Below are 19,030 nucleotides of genomic sequence, written 5' to 3'. Positions count from 1 at the left end.
GGCATGGATGAAAGGAACCGTCATGCGAAGCAGACTTCTTGCGCTCGGCCTGTTTTCCGCCGCCGCCATTCACCCCGCGCTGGCGGCGCAACCCGATCCGGGTGCCGCACCCGGCGGGCCGCCGGTCATGGCAATGCAGGATGGCCCAGACCATGGCCCGATGCCTTGGCAGCAGGGTTTTGGCCCGCGCGGGCCGATGTCGCACGGCCCGGAAGGTTTTGGCCCCCGCCGCCTGGGGCCGCCGCCGGAATTCATGCTGGCCGCCCGGCTGGCCGCGCTCGAAACCCGCGTCGGCATCCGCAGCGAACAGCTCGACGCCTGGCGCGACTACACCAGCGCGCTGCAGGCGGTGCTGTCGCCGCCGCGGCCTGATCGTGGTCCAGGCTGGCCTGCCAGGCCAGATGGCGCGCCGCAGGCGAAAGGCCCCGATGCGGGTGCTGGCGGCACGCCCGATCCCTTCGCCTTCCAGGAAAGGCTGGCCGACGACGTCACGGCGCGCGCCGCCTCGGCCGCGAAGCTGAAGGATGCGATCGCCGAGCTGCGCGCCAAGCTCACGCCAGAACAGCTCGAAATCCTCGCTTCGGCGGAAGGGCCCCACGGACCACCCCCCGGTCCCTGGGGCGGCCCGCCGAATGATGCGGCCAGTCCGGCAGGCCCACCCGATGATGGCCTGATGTCGCCACCCCAGCCCGGGAACGGCTGACAACAGACCGGCTGCGCCGGCCGGCTCCGGTACTCAACCCGTTCCCGGGCCGGCCGGTTTCCCTTCCGGGGTGGTGGATCGCGCCATCCCGGATTCACCCTCATGCAACAAGGCACGACAATGTGGGAAGCCCTGATGCTGCTGCGGCTGATCGCATCGCTCGGCCATGCCGGGCGCGCCAGTCATGCGGCGCTGCCCGGGCGCGCCAACGACGCGGCGCTGCCCGCCGACACGCTGAAGGGCGCGATCCGGCTGGAATTCGCCGCCTGGCGCCTGTCGCTCCCGCTTGCGCACCGGCCCGACGAAAATCATGACCGCAAGATCGCGTGAGACTTGGCAAGGCGCTTGGCATGTCGGCGCTGATCGGCATAATGACGCAGGGGCATCGCAGCCAGCCACTCGATCCTCGAGTGCGCTCCACCCGCGAAGCAGGAGCGCGACATGAGCCGCTTCGAAGCACTGCTCGACACCGCCAACGTTCGGCCTCGCCCCTCCTTGCACGATCCCATGCCCAGGCAGCCACCGCACCTCAAGCGAAAGATCATTCAGCCCATGTCTATCCAGTCCAGCCAGTCCTCCCCGCCGGTTCGCCGGCTCGCGCCCTGGACGGCGCTTGCCGCAGCCCTTCTCGTGGCGGCCTGCTCACAGGAGCAAGCCAAGGCTCCCGCGGGCATGGGCGGCGTCGGCAAGCCGGAAGTCGGCGTCGTCACGCTGCATCCGCAATCGGTGGCGATCACGGCCGAACTGCCGGGGCGCACGGCGGCGTCGTTGATCGCCGAGGTACGCCCGCAGGTCGACGGCATCATCCAGCAGCGCCTGTTCAAGGAAGGCAGCGAGGTGGCGGCGGGACAGCCGCTCTACCTCATCGATCCGGCGAGCTACAAGGCGGCCTATGACAGTGCGGTCGCGGCGCAGCAGAAGGCGGCGGCGGCGGTGCCTACCGCGCAGGCCAAGTTCGACCGTTATGCCGGCCTCTTGAAGCAGAACGTTGTTTCCAAACAGGATTATGACGACGCCGCCGCCACGCTGGCGCAGGCGCAGGCGGATGTGGCTTCCGCCAAGGCCAGCGCCGAAACCGCACGCATCAGCCTCGACCGCACCTCGATCACCGCGCCGATCGCCGGTCGCATCGACAAGTCCACGCTGACGCCGGGCGCGCTGGTCACCGCCAACCAGGAGACGGTGCTGACCACGATCCGTTCGCTCGATCCGATCAATGTCGACGTCACGCAGTCGAGCACCAATTTGCTCAATCTGCGCCAGGCGATCTCGGAAGGGCGGCTGAAGTTCAGCGGACCCAATGTCAGCGTCAAGCTGAAACTCGAGAACGGCACCGTTTACACGCAGACCGGCAAGCTGGAATTCGCCGGCGCCAATGTCGACCCGACCACCGGCACATTCGCGTTGAGAGCCGAGTTTCCCAATCCCGACCGCCTGCTTCTGCCCGGCATGTATGTGCGGGCGCTGGTCGAGGAGGGCGTCGCCCAGAACAGTTTTCTGGTGCCGCAGCGCGGCGTCACCCGCAACACGAAGGGCGAGGCGACGGCCATGGTCATCAATGCGCAGGGCAAGGTCGAGACGCGCGTGCTCGCCGTGCGCAACACCGTCGGCAACAACTGGCTGGTCGACAGCGGTGTCGGCGATGGCGACCGCGTCATCGTCGAGGGGCTGCAGCTCGTGCGCCCCGGCGGCGACGCGACCGGCGTCGAAGTGACGATCGACGAGGCGACCGGGGAGATCAAGGACCGCGGTCAGACATCGGCTTTGCCGGCCCCATCCAAGATGGCCAGCACGGGCCAGCAACCCGCCGCCTCGACCGGGAACTGAGACGATGTCAGCATTTTTCATCAACCGGCCGATCTTCGCCTGGGTGATCGCCATCGTGATCATGCTGGGCGGCCTGCTCGCGCTCACCACGCTGCCGATCTCGCAATATCCGCAGATCGCGCCGACCACGGTCAACATTAGCGCCACCTATCCCGGCGCCGACGCGCAGACGGTCGAGAATTCGGTGACCAAGGTCATCGAGCAAGGCATGACCGGCATCGACAATCTCGACTATATGACGGCGACGTCGACCTCGACCGGTTCGGCCTCGATTACGCTGACTTTCACCAGTACGGCCGATCCCGACACCGCCCAGGTGCAGACACAGAACAAGCTGCAATTGGTGCAGTCGCAATTGCCGCAGGTGGTGCAGAGCAACGGCATCACGGTTTCAAAATCGTCGACCGGCTTCCTGATGGTCATCGGCTTCGTCTCCAGCGACGGCAAGATGAACTCGACCGATCTCGCGGACTATGTCGACGCCACGGTCAACGACACGCTGAAACGCGTCGAAGGCGTCGGCTCGACGCAGCTCTTCGGCTCGGGCTATGCCATGCGCATCTGGCTGGACCCGGACAAGCTCGCAAAATACGCGCTGATGCCGAACGACGTGGCGAGCGCCATCGAGGCGCAGAACACGCAGGTTTCGGCCGGCCAGCTCGGCGGCCTGCCGGCGCGCAAGGGCCAGCAGCTCAACGCCACGGTGACCGCCAAGAGCCGGCTGCAAACCGCCGAACAGTTCCGCAACATCATCCTGAAGAGCCAGACGGACGGTTCGCTGGTCCGCCTCAACGACGTCGCCACCGTCGAACTCGGCGCCGAAAGCTATACGACGCAGGCCCACTACAACGGCAAGCCGGCGGCCGGCGTCGCCGTCAACCTGGCGACCGGCGCCAATGCCATCAGCACCGCCGAAGCGGTGCGCTCGACGATCAACCGGCTGAGCTCGACCTTCCCGCAAGGGGTCGAGGTCGTCTACCCCTATGACACCTCGCCCTTCGTGCGGCTGTCGATCGAGGAAGTGGTCAAGACGCTGGCCGAGGCGATCGTGCTGGTGTTCCTGGTGATGTTCATCTTCTTGCAGAACCTGCGGGCGACGATCATCCCGACCATCGCGGTGCCGGTGGTGCTGCTCGGCACGTTCGGCGTGCTGTCGCTGTTCGGTTATTCGGTCAACACGCTGACCATGTTCGCCATGGTGCTGGCCATCGGCCTGCTCGTGGACGACGCCATCGTCGTGGTCGAGAATGTCGAGCGCGTTATGGCCGAGGAAGATTTGTCGCCGAAAGAGGCGACGCGAAAATCGATGAACGAGATCACCGGCGCGCTGGTCGGCATCGCCACCGTGCTGTCGGCCGTGTTCGTGCCGATGGCCTTCTTCGGCGGCTCGACCGGCATCATCTACCGGCAGTTCTCGGTGACCATCGTCTCGGCCATGGTGCTGTCGGTGCTGGTGGCGCTGGTGCTGACGCCGGCTCTGTGCGCCACGATCCTGCGGCGGCCGAAGGACCATGCGACGCAGACGGGTCCGTTCGGCTGGTTCAACCGGATGTTCGATCGCGGCACGACGGCCTATCGCGACGGCTCGCATGGCATCATCAAGCGGTCGTGGCGATTTCTTGCCATCTTCCTCGCCATCGTCGTCGCCGTGGGCTGGATGTTCGCTCGCCTGCCGAGTTCGTTCCTGCCGGAAGAAGACCAGGGCATCCTGATCACCAGCGTGCAGCTGCCGGTCGGCGCGACGCAGGACCGAACCGAGCGCGTTCTGGCTGAGGTGACCGATCATTATCTCAAGGACGAAAAGGACGCTGTCGACGGGGTCTTCACCGCGTCGGGCTTCGGCTTCGGCGGCGCCGGGCAGAATGTCGGCATCGGCTTCGTGCGGCTGAAGGATTTCGCCCAGCGCAAGTCGCCGGCGTCAGCAGCGCAGGCGATTGCCGGGCGCGCGATGGGCGCCTTCCGCAAGATCACGGATGCGCAGGTCTTCGCGCTGGCGCCCCCCGCCATCCAGGGTTTCGGCAACACCAACGGCTTCGATTTCTACCTGCAGGACGTCAATGGCGCCGGGCATGACGCGCTGATCCAGACGCGCAACCAGCTTCTGGGTCTTGCGGCGCAAAGCAAGCTGCTCGCCAACACGCGCCCCAACGGCCAGGAGGACCAGCCGCAATTCTCGGTCGACATCGACCAGGAGAAGGCAAGCGCGCTGGGCGTCAGTCTTGCCGACATCAACAACACGCTGTCCAGCGCATGGGGCAGCGATTACGTCAACGACTTCATCGATCGCGGACGGGTGAAGCCGGTCTACATGCAGTCGGACGCGAATTTCCGCATGCAGCCGGAGGATCTCGACAAATGGCAGGTCCGCAATGCCAGCGGCGCCATGGTGCCGTTCTCGGCCTTTGCCTCCAGCCACTGGACATTCGGCTCGCCCCGGCTCGAACGCTACAATGGTTCGGCGGCGGTCGAAATCCAAGGCGCGGCGGCAGCGGGCGTGAGCTCGGGCGCGGCGATGGACGAGATCGACAAACTCGTCGCGCAGCTGCCGGCCGGCTATTCGCATGAATGGACCGGGCTGTCGCATCAGGAGCGGCTTTCGGGCAACCAGGCGATGTCGCTCTACGCGATCTCGGCCCTGGTCGTGTTCCTGTGCCTGGCGGCGCTCTATGAGAGCTGGTCGATCCCGTTCGCGGTCATGCTGTCGGTGCCGATCGGCATCTTCGGCGCGCTGGCGGCGGCAAGCCTGTTCGGCCAGACCAACGACGTCTATTTCAAGGTCGGTCTGCTGACAACGATCGGTCTCGCCGCCAAGAACGCCATCCTGATCGTCGAGTTCGCCATCGAGCGGCAGACGGCCGGCATGGGGCTGGTGGAGGCGACGCTGGAGGCGGCGCGACAACGATTGCGGCCGATCCTGATGACGTCGCTGGCCTTCATCCTCGGCGTCACGCCGCTCGCGATCGCCAGCGGCGCCGGCTCGGGCGCGCAGAACTCCGTCGGCATCGGCGTGATGGGCGGCATGATCGCGGCGACCGTGATCGGCGTGTTCCTGGTGCCGCTGCTGTTCGTCACGGTGCGGCGCATCTTCAAGGGCAGGGTGGCCAAACCAGATCCCGGGCAGGATACGGGCGAAACGCCGGTGACGGCCAACCAGCAATAAGGGTTCTTCACATGACAGGTTTTGAACGTGGCCCGCTGGCCGCGGGGCGGCTCCTTGCGCCTGTTCTCGGCGCGGCCTTGCTCGCGGGATGCGTCGTCGGCCCGGACTACCGGACAGCCATCCTGCCGATGCCGGCAAACTGGAGCGGCCAGAAGCCGACGAAGTCCGTCCAGCCGGCGCAGCTTTCGCAATGGTGGCAGCGCCTGCGCGACCCGCAGCTCGACACGCTTGTCGAGGAAGCGGTCGCCGGCAATCTCGATGTCGCCACGGCGAAAGCCAAGATCCGCGAGGCGCGCGCAAGCTATCGCCAGTCCGCCGGCACATTGGCGCCGTCGGCGGATGGGTCCGGCTCGGTCACGCGCAACAAGTCAGCCGAGACGACATCTGGCACCAATTCCGTCTACGCGGAATACCAGGCCGGCTTCGACGCCAGCTGGGAACTCGACCTGTTCGGTGCCAACCGCAGAGGTGTCGAGGCGGCACGCTATGGGGTGGACGCGTCCGAGCAGGAATTGCGCTCGACCCTTTTGACCCTGGTCGGCGATGTCGCGTCCGACTACACCCAGGCACGCGGCTACCAGGCGCGCATCGCGCTCGCCCGGCGTTCGGCCGCGTCGCAGCGGCAGACCGCCGAACTCACCCGCACCATGGCGCAGGCGGGCACTGCGACCGCCGCCGATGTTGCCAAGGCGATGGGCCAAGCGGCCAGCACCGAGGCCGCGGTGCCGACGCTGGAGGCAAGCTATGCCGAAGCGCTGCATCGCTTGTCGGTGCTCACCGGCCGGCCGCCGGCGGCACTCAACGAGCGCCTGAAGCGCAGCAAGCCGATCCCGGCGCCACGCCTGCCGATGCCGACCGGGATTCCCGCCGATATCCTGCTGTCGCGTCCCGACGTGCGCATGGCCGAGCGGCAATACGCGCAATACAACGCCAAGGTCGGCCAGGCGGAGGCCGCGCGCTATCCCACGGTCAGCCTGACGGGAAACATCAGTACGGCGGCCCTCAATCTCGGCGACCTCGGCAAGAATTCGTCCATCGGCTGGTCCTTCGGGCCGACGCTCAGCGTGCCGCTGTTCAATGCCGGGCAGCTGAAAGCGGCCGTCGAGGTCGCCCAGGCGCAGCGCGACCAGTATTTCATCGCCTACCGGTCTTCGGTGCTGACCGCGCTCGAGGATGTCGAGAACGCACTCGTTGCGCTGGCGCAGGAGCGTATCCGCTTCGGCAAGCTTGCCGCGTCGGCGAAATCCTATGGCGATGCGGCACGTCTCGAAGGCACGCTCTACAAGGCCGGCGAGACCAGTCTTCTCGACGTGCTCGACGCCCAGCGCTCGCTCTACTCGGCCGAGGATTCATTGTTGCAGAGCCGCGTCTTGCTGGCGACCAACTACATCGCCCTCAACAAGGCGCTCGGCGGCGGCTGGAACGGCGCGGTCGATAGCACCAGGCCTGAGATCGTCGACGTCAGGACCGCGCCACGGATAGTATCGACGCTCACGACGCAATGAACAAAATGTGCAACCCGAACCATCGGCAGTCCGTTTATAGTGTCCTTGAGGCTATGAGATGTCGCGCATCTATGATCTTGCATCCAATGGGGTCCGGCGTGTCTATGAAAAGCGCATAGACGCGCCGGCTATCCTCGATGCCGCCAGCGATTTTCCGAACGCGGCGAAATTCACCGCCGCCTGGCGCGGCATACGCGACGAAGCGCTTGCCGTGCGGCTGGGCGGGGCGCCGCGCTTCCACGACATCATGCCGGAACAGGCCGACATCTCGGCCAATGACGGTCTCGACTGGCGCATGTTCGTGCTCAAGGCCTACGACATCGGCATCCCCGAAAACCTGGCGCGGATGCCGGTTCTGAGCCAGTTGCTCGCCGAGTGCCCCGAAGTCAAATCGGCGGCCATCTCGTTCCTGGCGCCGCGCAAGCACATTCCCAGCCATCGCGGACCGTTTCGCGGCATCATGCGCTTTCACCTCGGCCTGGTCATACCGCGGCAGGCCGATGGCCGCCCGGCGACCATCATGATGATCAATCATCAGGAGAAGCGGATCACGGATGGCGAAGGCCTGCTCTGGGACGACACTTTCCCGCACGAGGTGATGAACAACGCCGACGAGCCCCGCATTGCGCTGCTGCTCGACGTCTGGCGTCCAGGAATGCCGCTGGACATGGAAGTCCTGTCCCGGCTGATCGTGCGCGGCGTCCAGGCGGGGATGCGCCACAGGGGCGTGTCCTTCTCCGGCTGAACCTGGGAGCGCGAGCACCCTATCTCTGAGTGAGGCGAGGGCCTTTCCTGCTTTGAGGCGAGCGATTTATCCGCAGCAAGGTTGCGAGCCGGCGGAAGGCTCGCAACAGGCCTTGGCTTTCCGCTCTTCCTCCAGCCAACGGTCGCGCGGCTTGCAGCTTGCAGGCCGGGGCGAAAGCTCGACATGTACCGCGCCGTCGGCCAGCCGGGGAAGGGCGGCCCGATAAAGCGCGATCGGGCGTACACCGTCGCTGACCTCGAAAGTGAGCCGGGCGGACGGGTCGAGGTCGACATGCTCCGTCACCTTGCGGATGATCGCGGAGAATTTCCCGGCCGGCATATGCGTGCGGTCGCCCTCGTCGACGTCCCAGAGCTGGATGAAGATCTCGGCCCAGGCTTCCGGATTGGCGCCGCAATCCAGCGCGGCGAACGTGCCCGCCTTCACCTCGGTGACGTGGTAGCCGGGCTTTACCGGTCGGCCATCATGGAAAAACACCAACGGCCTGTCCTTGTGACCGGCCAGAAACCCCAGGAGGCCAGCGATGGCGATGTCCTCGGGATCACTGACGATGGTGGGTTCAAATTCCCGATTGTCAGAGACGAGCATGTGCGGTAATCCTTGTTTCAACATTTCTAGGATTGTTGAAATATGGATGAACGTCAAGCCCTGTCTGCCTTCGCGGCCCTTTCGCAGGAGACGCGTCTGCGCATCCTGCGGCATCTGGTGATTGCGGGTCCGGATGGAATTGCCGCAGGCGCTATCGCAGAGAAAGTCGAGGTCTCGGCGTCCAATGCGAGCTTCCACCTGAAGGAGCTCGAGCGGGCAGGGCTGGTGAGCGTGCGCCGCGATTCCCGATCCATGGTCTACAGCGCCGAATATGACGCGCTGAGCGGGCTGATCCGCTTTTTGATGGAGGATTGCTGCTCCGGAAGGCCCGAAATCTGCGCTCCGGCGCTGGCGCCGAGCTGCTGCGCGGCCGATGCGCAGGAGATGGTTCGATGACAGTCGAGCGTCAATTCGACCTGCCGCGACGCCTGGTCGCCGAAGGCCTCGGCACGGCGCTGCTTGTGGCTACGGTCGTCGGTTCAGGCATCATGGCGCAGTCGCTGACGACCGACGGCGCACTGGCACTTCTCTGCAACACGCTGCCAACCGGTGCGAGCCTGGTCGTGCTGATCACAATCCTCGGCCCAATATCCGGTGCCCATTTCAATCCGGCAGTGTCGCTCGCCCTGACGCTTTCGCGCCGCCTGTCGGCCAGCGATTGCATCTTGTACATGTTGGCCCAACTTGCCGGCAGCATCGCCGGAACGATGATCGCTCATCTGATGTTCGGCCTGGCGCCGCTGGCGCTGTCGACGCATGGCCGCACCGGCGCCGCGCAATGGCTTTCGGAGGGCGTTGCCACCTTCGGCCTGCTCGCGGTCATTCTGGCCGGCCTGCGCTTCGAACGCGCGGCCGTGCCCTGGCTTGTCGGCCTCTATATAACCGCTGCCTACTGGTTCACCGCCTCGACGTCCTTCGCCAATCCCGCGGTCGCGGTGGCGAGGGCGTTCACCGACACATATTCCGGAATCAGCTGGGCAAGCCTTCCCGGCTTCATCGCCGCCGAGCTCGCCGGCGCCGGCTTAGCGTTGGCGTTGATGACGTGGCTGCTGCAACCGCAATCCGAAATCCAACCTCTTGTCGTCGAGGCCAGGCCATGACCGTCACCATCTATCACAATCCCGACTGCGGCACCTCGCGCAACACGCTTGCCATGATCAGGGCGAGCGGCGAGGAGCCGGTCGTCGTCGAATATCTGAAACATCCGCCCAGCCGGGAGCGCCTGCGCCAGCTTATCGCCGCCATGGGAATTCCGGTGCGCGCCTTGCTGCGCGAAAAGGGCACGCCCTATGCCGAGCTTGACCTGGCTGATGCCAAATGGACCGACGAGCAGCTGCTCGATGCCATGCTGGAGCATCCGATCCTGATCAACCGGCCGATCGTCGAAACACCCAGGGGGACGCAGCTGTGCCGGCCGTCCGAGCTTGTACTCGACCTGCTTGACCATCCGGTGAACCATTTCACCAAGGAAGACGGCGAGGTGGTCACCGGTGACCGTGGCACGATACCAGACTGACTGTAGAGGGGCTCGGGCGCCGTCGAATGCGATCAAGTCATTACATTCCAGCCATGGCTTCGGCTGCCGGAAAAGTCGGCAGCAACCGTGGAACGACCAGCACCGCCGCCCCGTAGAGCAGCAAGGCGGCGCCCGCCAGCCTTGCTACCCTCTCTCCCATCGGGAAGGTCTTTTCCGCAAAGACCAGCAGCGTGACCACGGCCATGACCGCGATGTTCATGATCCCGAGCGGGAAGAGAGTGAGAAACAGGAGCCAGCAGCAGCCCAGGCAAAGGAGCCCATGCTCCAAGCCCATGCGCACCGCGCCCCAGTGCCCGTCGCGCCATGAGGTCAGGATGAAGCTCATTGGAGTACGGCATTTGGCCAGGCACAAATCCTTCAGCGGCGAGAGCTGGTAGGCACCCGCAACCATCAGCAGCGCGCCGCCGATGCGAGCGGCCGTCGCCGTGGACATTCCCTCTCGCCCGGCAATATTCTCCGCGCCCGCCGCGCCGGCAAAAGCGAGTACGCCCGACAGGCCCCAGACCAGCATATACCCGCCCACGAATGCCCAGGTCGAGACAAAGGTTGCGCCGGGCCCCCGCCGCCCGGCCTGGACCTGGTGAAACGTCAGGATCATGGGGGCGGCCGTCGGGAACATCATGGCGACCATCATGATGATCCAGACGACGAGGAACAGTAGCGCATTCATGCCCATCGTGGGCGTGTTCATGGCCATCGGCATGTCCATGCCGATCTGCCACCGGATGAGCATGGCCCAGGCCGCGGCGGCAACGGCGATCAGCAGCGCAGCGATGATGTTTCGCTGCAGCGCCAGTGACGGGGTCCCAGCATCGAGCATGGCCCAAGTCCGTTCCGATCGAGCATTTCGCAGCCGAACTCAGTCCGCCGGCATTGCAGAAACACCCCTGAAACAAAGAGACAGAGCGGGACCCATTGACCGAGTGGAGCGTCTCGCTCTGGCGGCCGGACCTATTGTTGGCCCGACCAGTTGATCGACGCGTAGTGCCCGTTGCGGCGGGAATTGTCCCAGCGCATGCCGTGGTCGCTGAACGTGCTGTCCTGCACGCCCATCGCCATGAACAGCTTGTCGGGGTTGATGGGATGGCCGGTGGCCGCCCACATCTCTCCGTCCTCGCGCATCGTTGGCAGCGGTTCGACCGCAACATGCATGACCCCCGGTATCTCCACCGACCGCTTCTTGCCATCGATCTGGTACCTGATCGGCGCCTTCTTGGCTCCCAGGTTTGTACCGATCATCGGCGCGAGCATAGCCATCGGGCCGCCTGCGGCGCCGGTGAAGATCGCGCCCAGCGCCTCCATTTGCGTGTCATCGGCCCGTTCGTCGATATAGGCAGCGGCCGTCCAGTTGCCCTCCGCCATCGGACCGGGCGTGCGCGCGACCATCGCGACGTTGAGGCCGTCCAACCGCGCATCACCGAAATTGCCGGTGTCGATGTGAAAGGCCAGGGCAACGTCGCAGACGCCTTGCGTCGGCTTTGACGTCAGTTGCGCTTTGGGTGACATCAGGCAGGGACAGACGACGTCGCAGTTACAATTTTCGAAATAATTTCCGGACAACTGCCAACTGGTTGCCATTGGCTCCTCCCGAGTGCGAGGCGGGCCGGAATATCGCCGCTTTCTTGGCCAGGTGGCGCCGCTTTTCTTTGCATTTTCGAGCGGCAGACAGTCCAACCCCGCGAACGATCGGCGCGCCAGACCAGTAGGCATACGCTACGCCGTTGCCCGGCACTGTCAAGCACCAGCGGAGAAGGTGCCGCGCTTCGAATTTCTCACGATTGTCGGCAACGACAACCCTGGGATTCGCGCCCCGGGGCAAAACCTCGGCTGCAATCCCTGCACTGGGAATGCCGCGCACTGATCCCGTTCGGGAGCGAGGCGACCGCAAAGGGTGCAGGGAACCCTAGCTACGCCCGGCCGAGCCTGCCGCCGAGCAGCTCTTGAAGGCCACGTGAAGCATAATTACATCAATGGGTAAGCGTGCGTCGCACGCGAATTGCTTTGGTCAAGCTTCATCTATGGAGGTTGTCATGGCTAATATGCTCATGGAAGGAAAGAAGGGCCAGGACTGGCTCAATCTGGTCCTTGCCATCTGCCTGTTCATCTCACCTTGGGTAATCGGCTTCGCTGCTGAGACCGCACCTGCATGGAACGCCTGGGTTGTTGGCGTCGTGCTGGGTGTCATGGCTCTGGCAGCGCTTACCGCATTCGCCGAGTGGGAAGAATGGGTGAGTGTCGTTCTCGGGCTCTGGCTGATCGTTTCGCCCTGGCTACTCGGTTTCATGGCGAACACACATGCGATGGCCACCGACGTCGTTCTCGGCGTGCTGGTGGTTGCCGTATCCGGCTGGGCCGTCTGGGACTTCCGTCACCCGCACGCGCACGCGTGATCTGGGACGGACCAAGGGTGGGGGCTCGGCGCGCGAGTGACGGGCTCCTCCCGCAGATCTGGAATTGCGCGCCCAAGGTACGCGAAATTTGGGCTGGCGCTCCGGTGCCGGCATCTTTTTGCCGGTCCGCCCGTGCCGATCTGGCCATCGCTTGCGATCGGCAGGCCCGCCCATGGATTTCGATGAGATCGAACCCATATCTTGGGTAGGAGTTTGAGCGTGATCTTCGCGCGGGTGGCCCTTTTCGCCGCGGCCTTAGTCGCCGCAGCTGTCGTTTCTCTCTTCCCTTCGGCCGGGAGCGAGAAGGTTGCGTTGAGCATGGCGATCGATGGCGCCATCGGGCCGGCAAGCGCAAGGCAGCTCGAGGAAGCGCTCGACGTCGCCGCCAAGCGGGACGCCGCGGTTCTCATCCTTAAACTCGACACGCCCGGCGGGCTGGTCACCTCGATGCGCGAGATGATCGCCGATATCCTGGCTTCGCCGGTGCCCGTCATCGGCTATGTCGCGCCGGCCGGTGGCCATGCGGCGAGTGCCGGCACCTACATCCTCTATGCCACCCATGTCGCGGCCATGGCGCCCGGCACCAATCTGGGTGCCGCGACACCGGTGGAGATGGGCGGGCTGCCGGCGCTTCCGGGCGACCAGAAGGACAACCAGAAGGATGCCACCGGACGGCCGGCGGGCGACGCGATGATGACCAAGGTGACCAATGACGCGGTCGCCCTGATCCGCTCGCTCGCCGAACTGCGCAATCGCAATGGCGACTGGGGCGAGAAGGCCGTGCGCGAAGCGGCGAGCCTGTCGGCCAATGCGGCATTGCAGGAACATGTGATCGATTTCGTCGCCCGCGACACCACCGAACTCCTGCAACTGGCCGATGGGCGCACCGTCGATGTGGCCGGCAAGAAAGTGGTGCTGGCGACGAAGGGGCTGCCGGTCGAGACGCTGGAGCCGGGCTGGTTCATCCAGCTGCTTTCCGTCATCACCGATCCGAACACCGCCGTCATCCTGATGCTGGTCGGCGTCTATGGCATCGTCTTCGAGTTCACCAGCCCGGGCGCGGTCGCGCCCGGCGTCATCGGCACCACCTGTCTCGTGCTCGGCCTTTATGCGCTCGATCTCCTGCCGATCAACTATACCGGCCTTGCCCTAATGCTGCTCGGCATCGTTTTCCTCATCATCGAGGCCTTCAATCCCACCGTCGTGCTTGGGCTCGGCGGCGTGGCCGCCTTTCTGTTCGGTGCCGCCATGCTGCTGCGGGTCGAGGGGCCGGGCTTTGCCATGTCATGGGCCGTCATCGGTCCGGCCGCCGCGCTGACGCTTGGATTGGCGCTGCTGAGCGGTACCTATCTCTGGGCGGCGCGCCGGAACCCACCGCGCGTCGGCGGCGAAGCGATGCGCGGCCAGCCGGCCGAGATCCTCGACTGGCAGGGCGGCGAGGGCCATGTGCTGGCCCTGGGCGAGCGCTGGCGGGCGAAGGCCGATGAACCCGTCGCGGCCGGCGACAGCGTCGAGGTGACGGACATCAGCGATCTCGTGCTGACCGTGCGGCGGCGCGACGCGGGAAGGAATGGAGCAAGGCAATGAACATCGGCTATGTGGCCTATCTGGTACTAGCGCTAATTGTGGTCATATTCCTGTCCGCGGCCATCCGCATCCTCCGGGAATATCAGCGCGGCGTGGTCTTCACGCTCGGCCGCTTCACCGGGGTCAAGGGGCCCGGGCTCATCATCCTCGTTCCCTTCGTCCAGCAGATGGTGAAGGTCGACCTGCGCGTGGTGGTGCAGGACGTGCCGCCGCAGGACGTGATTTCGCGCGACAACGTCTCGGTGAAGGTCAATGCCGTGCTATATTTCCGCATCGTCGACGCCGAACGGGCGGTCATCCAGGTCGAGGACTACATGGCCGCCACCAACCAGCTGGCGCAGACCACGCTGCGATCGGTGCTCGGCAAGCACGAACTCGACGAGATGCTGGCCGAGCGCGACAGGCTCAACAGCGACATCCAGGAAATCCTCGACCAGCGCACCGATGCGTGGGGCATCAAGGTGTCCAATGTCGAGATCAAGCATGTCGACCTCAACGAGAACATGGTCCGCGCCATCGCCAAGCAGGCCGAGGCCGAGCGGCTGCGGCGCGCCAAGGTGATCAATGCCGAAGGCGAGCAGCAGGCGGCGGCGAAACTGGTCGAGGCGGGCCGCATGCTGGCGGCCGAGCCGCAGGCCATGCAGCTGCGCTATTTCGAGGCCTTGCATGACATCGCCGGCGAGCGCTCCTCCACCGTGGTGTTCCCGTTGCCGGTGGACCTGCTCGGTCAATTCCTGAAGGGGCAGGGGAAGTAAGCAACCCCCTTTCCGCCTCCCAACTGGGTGAGTTCAGCCAGCCTGCAGGTTCCTGCGCTTCCGGTCCCACGGACGTCAGATACGCTCGCTTCCGGGCTCTCGATATCGTCCACTCTCGGCTCGGCCTGGTCTGGCTCAACGCTACAACAACAAGTCCAGGAAAAATGTGGAACAGTTTCCGTCAAGAAGGCGTTCTTACGCACTGCAAGGCACACTCAAAATAAGTGAGAAATAAACCATAAGTCTTTGTCCTAGATCAAAGTCGAGAGTGGTTTCTTCGGGTAACAGGGCGTCCGCTGCGATATTTTGGAGAGGATGGCGGATGTCGACCCTTCATTTGAGTTCAGAATACCGGAATAAACAGGATAGCCTGTCCGAGCAGTCAAAATCGGTACATCATGGGGCAATGGAGCTTCAGACAGCCATTCTCCTTACATTGCGGGGCTATCGTCGCCGCTCAGTAATTTCCACCAATTATGTGATGAAAAGGGTGCGACAGCTGTGTCCTGATTGCGTGCTCGCCGACCATGCATTGGCCGGATTGATCCAGGAAGCCGCGGTGTTGTTGGCATTGATCCCGGTGTTCGATCCGTGCCTTGGCAAGGATAGATAGGTTAGAGCGGCTACAAAGCCTTTTAGCATCGCTGAACCTCGCGGTCCGCAGGGCCGCGAGGTCTCTTTTGTCCATCCCTGGGCGGTCGCCCGGCAGGAACGGCGCTGTCCCGCCAGATATTGCGTCCTTGCTGGGTCCGCCTGATCTTTTCTCACTGTCAGAACCTGACGCTGAGATCTGCCTTGGCCCCGTTGTCGGTGTTGTGGCCGCCGAACTGGCCGACATAGGACAGGCCGAGTGTCGCATTGGCCGACATCGGCAGGTCGAAGCCGGTCTCGATCACCGCGCTGTTTCACCCTGAGGCTGACATGTCATTGGAGCCCGGCCTTGTCTTGGGTAGGCCCGCACTGGAATTGGACTGGAGCGAAAAGCAGCGTCTTTTGCGCGCACTGTGGCAGTTCGGCGTCATCGGTCTCGGCCTCGCACGGGCTGGTATCGGACAGCTGCCGAAAGCTGCAAAACTTATCTGGCGCTTGTCGGCGTATAGCCGAAGCGGCGACGAAAGCAGCGGTTGAAGTACGATACGTCGCTGAATCCGCTTGTCAGGGCGATGTCGCTGACCCGCATGTCGCTGTGTTTGTGCGAGAGCATCCTGTGGGCGCTCTGCAAACGCAGTTCCAGAACGCGTTCAGAGAAGCTCATTCCCGTCTCTTGAAGGAGGTCGTGGACATAGCGCACCGACAGGCCGAGTTGTTGCGCGACACTTTGGGCGGAAATGCCGGGATCGATAATTGCTCTCGCCGCATCTGCGCCGTGCTTCGCTGATCGGCGATCTGCTCGATCAGGGCCGCGTCATCACCCATCATTATCGCCAGGCGCTCGATCATCTGGCTGTGCCTTTCGTGCTTACCCACGCCAACGGAGCAATCCTCCATGCGAATGCGGCCGCCGAACAGATGTTTTCGGCGCAGGGTCCCATTCTCTCCAGGAACGGCCTGCTCCAGGCACAGAATCCGGTGGTGGCTCGCGCCCTGCTGGACGCGATCGCCAGTGCGGCGAGCGCGGATGCTTCGCTTGGCGCGCGCGGCATAGGGCTGCCGGTTTCGGCCCAGGGCCAGCCGCCCGCCGTTGCCTATGTGTTGCCGCTGACTGAAGGAACGGCGCGCGCGGTTTTCCGGCCGGCATGCGCGGCTGTGTTCATATCGACGACGACATCGGCTTCTCCCCTCCCGGAGGCCGTTCTGACCACGCTGTTCGACCTTACACCCGCGGAGGCGCGGGTGCTGCTGCGGATCGGCAGCGGATTGTCAGCCTCCAAGAGCGCGTCGTCGCTCGGCATCGGTGAAAACACCTTGAAGACCCACCTCAATCGAATTTTCGCCAAAACCGGCACGAGACGCCAAGCCGACCTCGTCAAACTCGTGTCGGACATCGGCACGCCGCTGGCGGCTCATGGACCCTGAGGGCGGAGCGCGTGGTCTCTACCGCCAGCGGGTCAGAGGCCTCACCGCCGCCAGGGCGGCTCCGGCGCGAAGCGCTTGCCGATCCAGTCGGCGAAGGCGCGGGTCTTGGCGGCCTTTCCCTTGGCCGAGGGCGTGACGACATAGACCGCGCCTTCGTCCGCCAGCGTCCACTCCTCCAGCACGGGCACCAGCCGTCCATCGGCAAGCTCGCGGCCGACCAGCCAGTCGGTGCTCATCATCAGGCCGACGCCTTGCACGGCGGCGTCGACCAGCACCTCGGCATCGTCGGTGACCAATGGCCCGGAAACCTCAACGCGCGCGCGCCGGCCCTCGCGGTCGGTCATCTCCCAGGCCGGAAAGGTCTGGAAGCCCGAGAAGCCCAGGCAGGCATGGTCGAGCAGTGCCTGCGGTGTCTCCGGCCTGCCCCTGCGGGCAAGATAGGAGGGGGCGGCGCAGAGCAGCCGGCGTCGCGTCGCCACCTTGCGTGCCACCAGGCGCGAATCCTCCAGGCTGCCCAGCCGCACGGCGACATCGAAATTCTCGGCGACCAGATCGGTGAAGCGGTTGGAGAATTCGGCCTCGATGCGCACATCGGGAAATTCGGCAAGGAATTGAGGCAGCAGCGGCCCGATCCACATGCGCCCGAACGTGCCGGGCAGGGCCAGCCTGAGCACGCCGCGCGGGCCGCCCCCGGCATGCGCGGACGCGACGGCCTCGGCCTCGTCGACGGCAGCGAGGATGGCGCGCACACGCACCAGGAATTCGGCGCCTGCTTCGGTCAGCGACACGCTGCGCGTCGTGCGCGAGAGCAATCTCACCCCCAGCCGCGTCTCAAGCGATTGCAGGCGCCGCGACAGGATGGTCGCGTCGCGCCCGACACGCGCCGCCGCGCGGGTGAAGGAGCGCGCCTCGGCGATGGCGGCGAAGGCGGCCATCTCGGCAAGGGCCGCGGGTTCGTGAGATTGCTGCATCATTCACAGTTCTCAATTGCAGAAAACAAGGATTATCCAGAGATAGCGCAGCAAATAGGTTCACTCAATCCATCAATCGTCCCACCGGAGTGAAACCATGAAAGCCATCGAACTCAGCCAGCCCAGGCTGGACGCCTTCCGCGCCGTCACCGTTGCAACCCCCGAACCGCAGCGTGGCGAGGTGCTGATCCGTCAGCGTGCGGCGAGCCTCAATTTCGTCGATGTGGCGGTGGCGAGCGGCAATTATCCCGGACCGAGCTTCCCGCTCATCCCCGTCGCCGACGCCGCCGGCGAGATCGTCGCGCTGGGCGAGGACGTTACCAGATTCGCCATCGGCGATCGCGTCGTCGCGCATGCCAAGCCGCGCTGGATCGGTGGGCCGCCGCGACCTTACGAGATGACACAGATGCGCGGCATCTCGCTGCCGGGATCGCTGGCCGAATATGTGGCGCTGCCGGCCAATTCGCTGGTGCCGGTCCCGGCGTATCTTTCCTTCGAGGCGGCGTCGACGCTGCCGATCGCCGGCACCACGGCCTGGAACGCCATCCGCGCCGCCAATGTCGGGCCGGGTTCGGTCGTCGTGCTGCTTGGCACCGGCGGCGTCTCGATCTTCACCCTGCAGCTCGCGAAAGCCGCCGGCGCCACCGTCATCATCACCTCGTCGTCGGACGAAAAGCTGGAGCGGGCGAAGGCACTCGGCGCCGATCATCTCATCAACTACCGCGCGACGCCCGACTGGGACGGCAAGGTGCTGGAGCTGACCGGCGGTCTCGGCGCCGACCTCATCGTCGAGACCGGCGGAACCGCAACCTTCGCCCGCGCCGTCAACGCCACCGCGCCCGGCGGCACGCTGTTCACCATCGGCTTCGTCACCGGCGCCGAGGCCACGGTCAATCTGCTGCCGATCATCATCAAGGCGCTGAAGGTGGTCGGCAACAACACCGGATCCGTGTCCGATCTCTTCGACGCCGCCCGTGCCATCGGCGCGGCCCGGATCGAGCCGGTGGTCGACAAGATGTTTTCACCCGATCAAGCGACCGAAGCCTACACCCACATGGCCGCCGGCGGCCTGCATTTCGGCAAGCTGGTGTTCGGGCTGGAGTGGTGAAGTAGCCGATCTCCCCCTCGTGGGGAGATGCCCAGCAGGGCAGAGGGGGCGCGAAGGATCGCGGCCTTTCGGTCAATCTGAGAGCGCTGAGGATCTGCATAAACTTGCGATCGCAAACTG

Annotated in this window: 21 protein-coding genes; 15 read left to right on the top strand and 6 right to left on the bottom strand. The window is 64.9% G+C overall.

Going from position 1 to position 19,030, the window contains the following annotated elements; all coding sequences use genetic code 11:
- Positions 1–22 precede the first annotated feature (22 nt).
- From LB536_RS14000 to LB536_RS13975, 6 genes are all read left to right on the top strand, one after another.
- Positions 23–703 carry a hypothetical protein gene (locus tag LB536_RS14000; protein WP_224593366.1) on the top strand — a complete coding sequence of 227 codons (681 nt, stop codon included), beginning with the start codon at positions 23–25 and terminating at the stop codon, positions 701–703.
- A 102-nt stretch (positions 704–805) separates the two neighbouring features.
- Entirely contained in the window at positions 806–1,033 is a 228-nt protein-coding gene (locus LB536_RS13995) for a hypothetical protein (RefSeq protein WP_224593363.1), read from the top strand.
- Between the two features lie 222 nt (positions 1,034–1,255).
- Entirely contained in the window at positions 1,256–2,530 is a 1,275-nt protein-coding gene (locus LB536_RS13990; RefSeq protein ID WP_224593517.1) for an efflux RND transporter periplasmic adaptor subunit, read from the top strand.
- A 4-nt stretch (positions 2,531–2,534) separates the two neighbouring features.
- On the top strand, positions 2,535–5,690 hold the full coding sequence (locus LB536_RS13985) for an efflux RND transporter permease subunit (protein WP_224593358.1): 3,156 nt from the start codon (positions 2,535–2,537) through the stop codon (positions 5,688–5,690).
- A gap of 11 nt (positions 5,691–5,701) precedes the next feature.
- Entirely contained in the window at positions 5,702–7,195 is a 1,494-nt protein-coding gene (locus tag LB536_RS13980) for an efflux transporter outer membrane subunit (protein ID WP_224593355.1), read from the top strand.
- A 58-nt stretch (positions 7,196–7,253) separates the two neighbouring features.
- Positions 7,254–7,940 (top strand): aspartyl/asparaginyl beta-hydroxylase domain-containing protein, encoded by a 687-nt coding sequence (locus LB536_RS13975; protein WP_224593352.1) that lies wholly within the window; start codon positions 7,254–7,256, stop codon positions 7,938–7,940.
- Positions 7,941–8,006: 66 nt separating this feature from the next.
- Here LB536_RS13975 and LB536_RS13970 read toward each other — a convergent pair whose 3' ends face one another.
- Positions 8,007–8,546: a DUF6428 family protein gene (locus LB536_RS13970; protein ID WP_224593343.1), complete on the bottom strand. Its 540-nt coding sequence runs from the start codon at positions 8,544–8,546 to the stop codon at positions 8,007–8,009.
- A 42-nt stretch (positions 8,547–8,588) separates the two neighbouring features.
- Between LB536_RS13970 and LB536_RS13965 the strand changes: the two genes are divergently transcribed.
- Genes LB536_RS13965 through arsC form a run of 3 tightly spaced genes read left to right on the top strand, consistent with a single transcriptional unit; the run spans position 8,589 to position 10,062 of the window.
- A complete protein-coding gene (locus LB536_RS13965) occupies positions 8,589–8,942 on the top strand; it encodes an ArsR/SmtB family transcription factor (protein WP_224593340.1) in 354 nt (117 codons plus the stop codon).
- Positions 8,939–9,646 (top strand): aquaporin, encoded by a 708-nt coding sequence (locus tag LB536_RS13960; protein WP_224593336.1) that lies wholly within the window; start codon positions 8,939–8,941, stop codon positions 9,644–9,646. Before LB536_RS13965 ends, LB536_RS13960 begins: the two co-directional genes overlap by 4 nt.
- A complete protein-coding gene (arsC, locus tag LB536_RS13955; RefSeq protein ID WP_224593319.1) occupies positions 9,643–10,062 on the top strand; it encodes an arsenate reductase (glutaredoxin) in 420 nt (139 codons plus the stop codon). Before LB536_RS13960 ends, arsC begins: the two co-directional genes overlap by 4 nt.
- A 40-nt stretch (positions 10,063–10,102) precedes the next feature.
- Here the strand turns inward: arsC and LB536_RS13950 are convergent, their stop codons facing one another.
- Positions 10,103–10,903: a DUF2182 domain-containing protein gene (locus LB536_RS13950; protein ID WP_224593316.1), complete on the bottom strand. Its 801-nt coding sequence runs from the start codon at positions 10,901–10,903 to the stop codon at positions 10,103–10,105.
- Between the two features lie 131 nt (positions 10,904–11,034).
- The gene (locus tag LB536_RS13945) at positions 11,035–11,661 is read right to left on the bottom strand and encodes a DUF1326 domain-containing protein (RefSeq protein ID WP_140762138.1); all 627 of its coding nucleotides are present in this window, start codon (positions 11,659–11,661) and stop codon (positions 11,035–11,037) included.
- Positions 11,662–12,113: 452 nt separating this feature from the next.
- Between LB536_RS13945 and LB536_RS13940 the strand changes: the two genes are divergently transcribed.
- The 4 genes from LB536_RS13940 (at position 12,114) to LB536_RS13925 (ending at position 15,428) form a co-directional block, all read left to right on the top strand.
- Complete coding sequence (locus LB536_RS13940; RefSeq protein WP_140762141.1) at positions 12,114–12,473, top strand: SPW repeat protein; 360 nt, start codon at positions 12,114–12,116, stop codon at positions 12,471–12,473.
- Positions 12,474–12,692: 219 nt separating this feature from the next.
- Complete coding sequence (locus tag LB536_RS13935) at positions 12,693–14,060, top strand: NfeD family protein (RefSeq protein ID WP_224593313.1); 1,368 nt, start codon at positions 12,693–12,695, stop codon at positions 14,058–14,060.
- Positions 14,057–14,815, top strand: a complete 759-nt coding sequence (locus LB536_RS13930; RefSeq protein ID WP_140762146.1) for a slipin family protein — start codon at positions 14,057–14,059, stop codon at positions 14,813–14,815. The genes LB536_RS13935 and LB536_RS13930 overlap by 4 nt, the downstream gene beginning before the upstream one ends.
- Positions 14,816–15,137: 322 nt before the next feature.
- Complete coding sequence (locus LB536_RS13925; protein ID WP_140762149.1) at positions 15,138–15,428, top strand: hypothetical protein; 291 nt, start codon at positions 15,138–15,140, stop codon at positions 15,426–15,428.
- Between the two features lie 157 nt (positions 15,429–15,585).
- On the opposite strand, the gene LB536_RS31095 is transcribed toward LB536_RS13925, so the two are convergent.
- Entirely contained in the window at positions 15,586–15,711 is a 126-nt protein-coding gene (locus LB536_RS31095; protein ID WP_263489054.1) for a hypothetical protein, read from the bottom strand.
- 179 nt (positions 15,712–15,890) lie between these two features.
- The gene (locus tag LB536_RS13920) at positions 15,891–16,145 is read right to left on the bottom strand and encodes a helix-turn-helix transcriptional regulator (RefSeq protein WP_224593514.1); all 255 of its coding nucleotides are present in this window, start codon (positions 16,143–16,145) and stop codon (positions 15,891–15,893) included.
- A gap of 14 nt (positions 16,146–16,159) precedes the next feature.
- Between LB536_RS13920 and LB536_RS13915 the strand changes: the two genes are divergently transcribed.
- Entirely contained in the window at positions 16,160–16,831 is a 672-nt protein-coding gene (locus LB536_RS13915; protein ID WP_224593311.1) for a helix-turn-helix transcriptional regulator, read from the top strand.
- Positions 16,832–16,872: 41 nt separating this feature from the next.
- Here LB536_RS13915 and LB536_RS13910 read toward each other — a convergent pair whose 3' ends face one another.
- Entirely contained in the window at positions 16,873–17,802 is a 930-nt protein-coding gene (locus tag LB536_RS13910) for a LysR family transcriptional regulator (RefSeq protein ID WP_224593510.1), read from the bottom strand.
- 97 nt (positions 17,803–17,899) lie between these two features.
- Here LB536_RS13910 and LB536_RS13905 point away from each other — a divergent pair, with 97 nt between their 5' ends.
- On the top strand, positions 17,900–18,910 hold the full coding sequence (locus LB536_RS13905; protein ID WP_224593309.1) for a zinc-dependent alcohol dehydrogenase family protein: 1,011 nt from the start codon (positions 17,900–17,902) through the stop codon (positions 18,908–18,910).
- Positions 18,911–19,030: the final 120 nt, after the last annotated feature.

The sequence above is a fragment of the Mesorhizobium sp. ES1-3 genome (assembly GCF_020164795.1).
Lineage (GTDB): Bacteria > Pseudomonadota > Alphaproteobacteria > Rhizobiales > Rhizobiaceae > Mesorhizobium.
The sequence above is the reverse complement of the archived record's forward strand: the minus strand, read 5'-3'. Positions and strand labels throughout refer to the sequence as shown.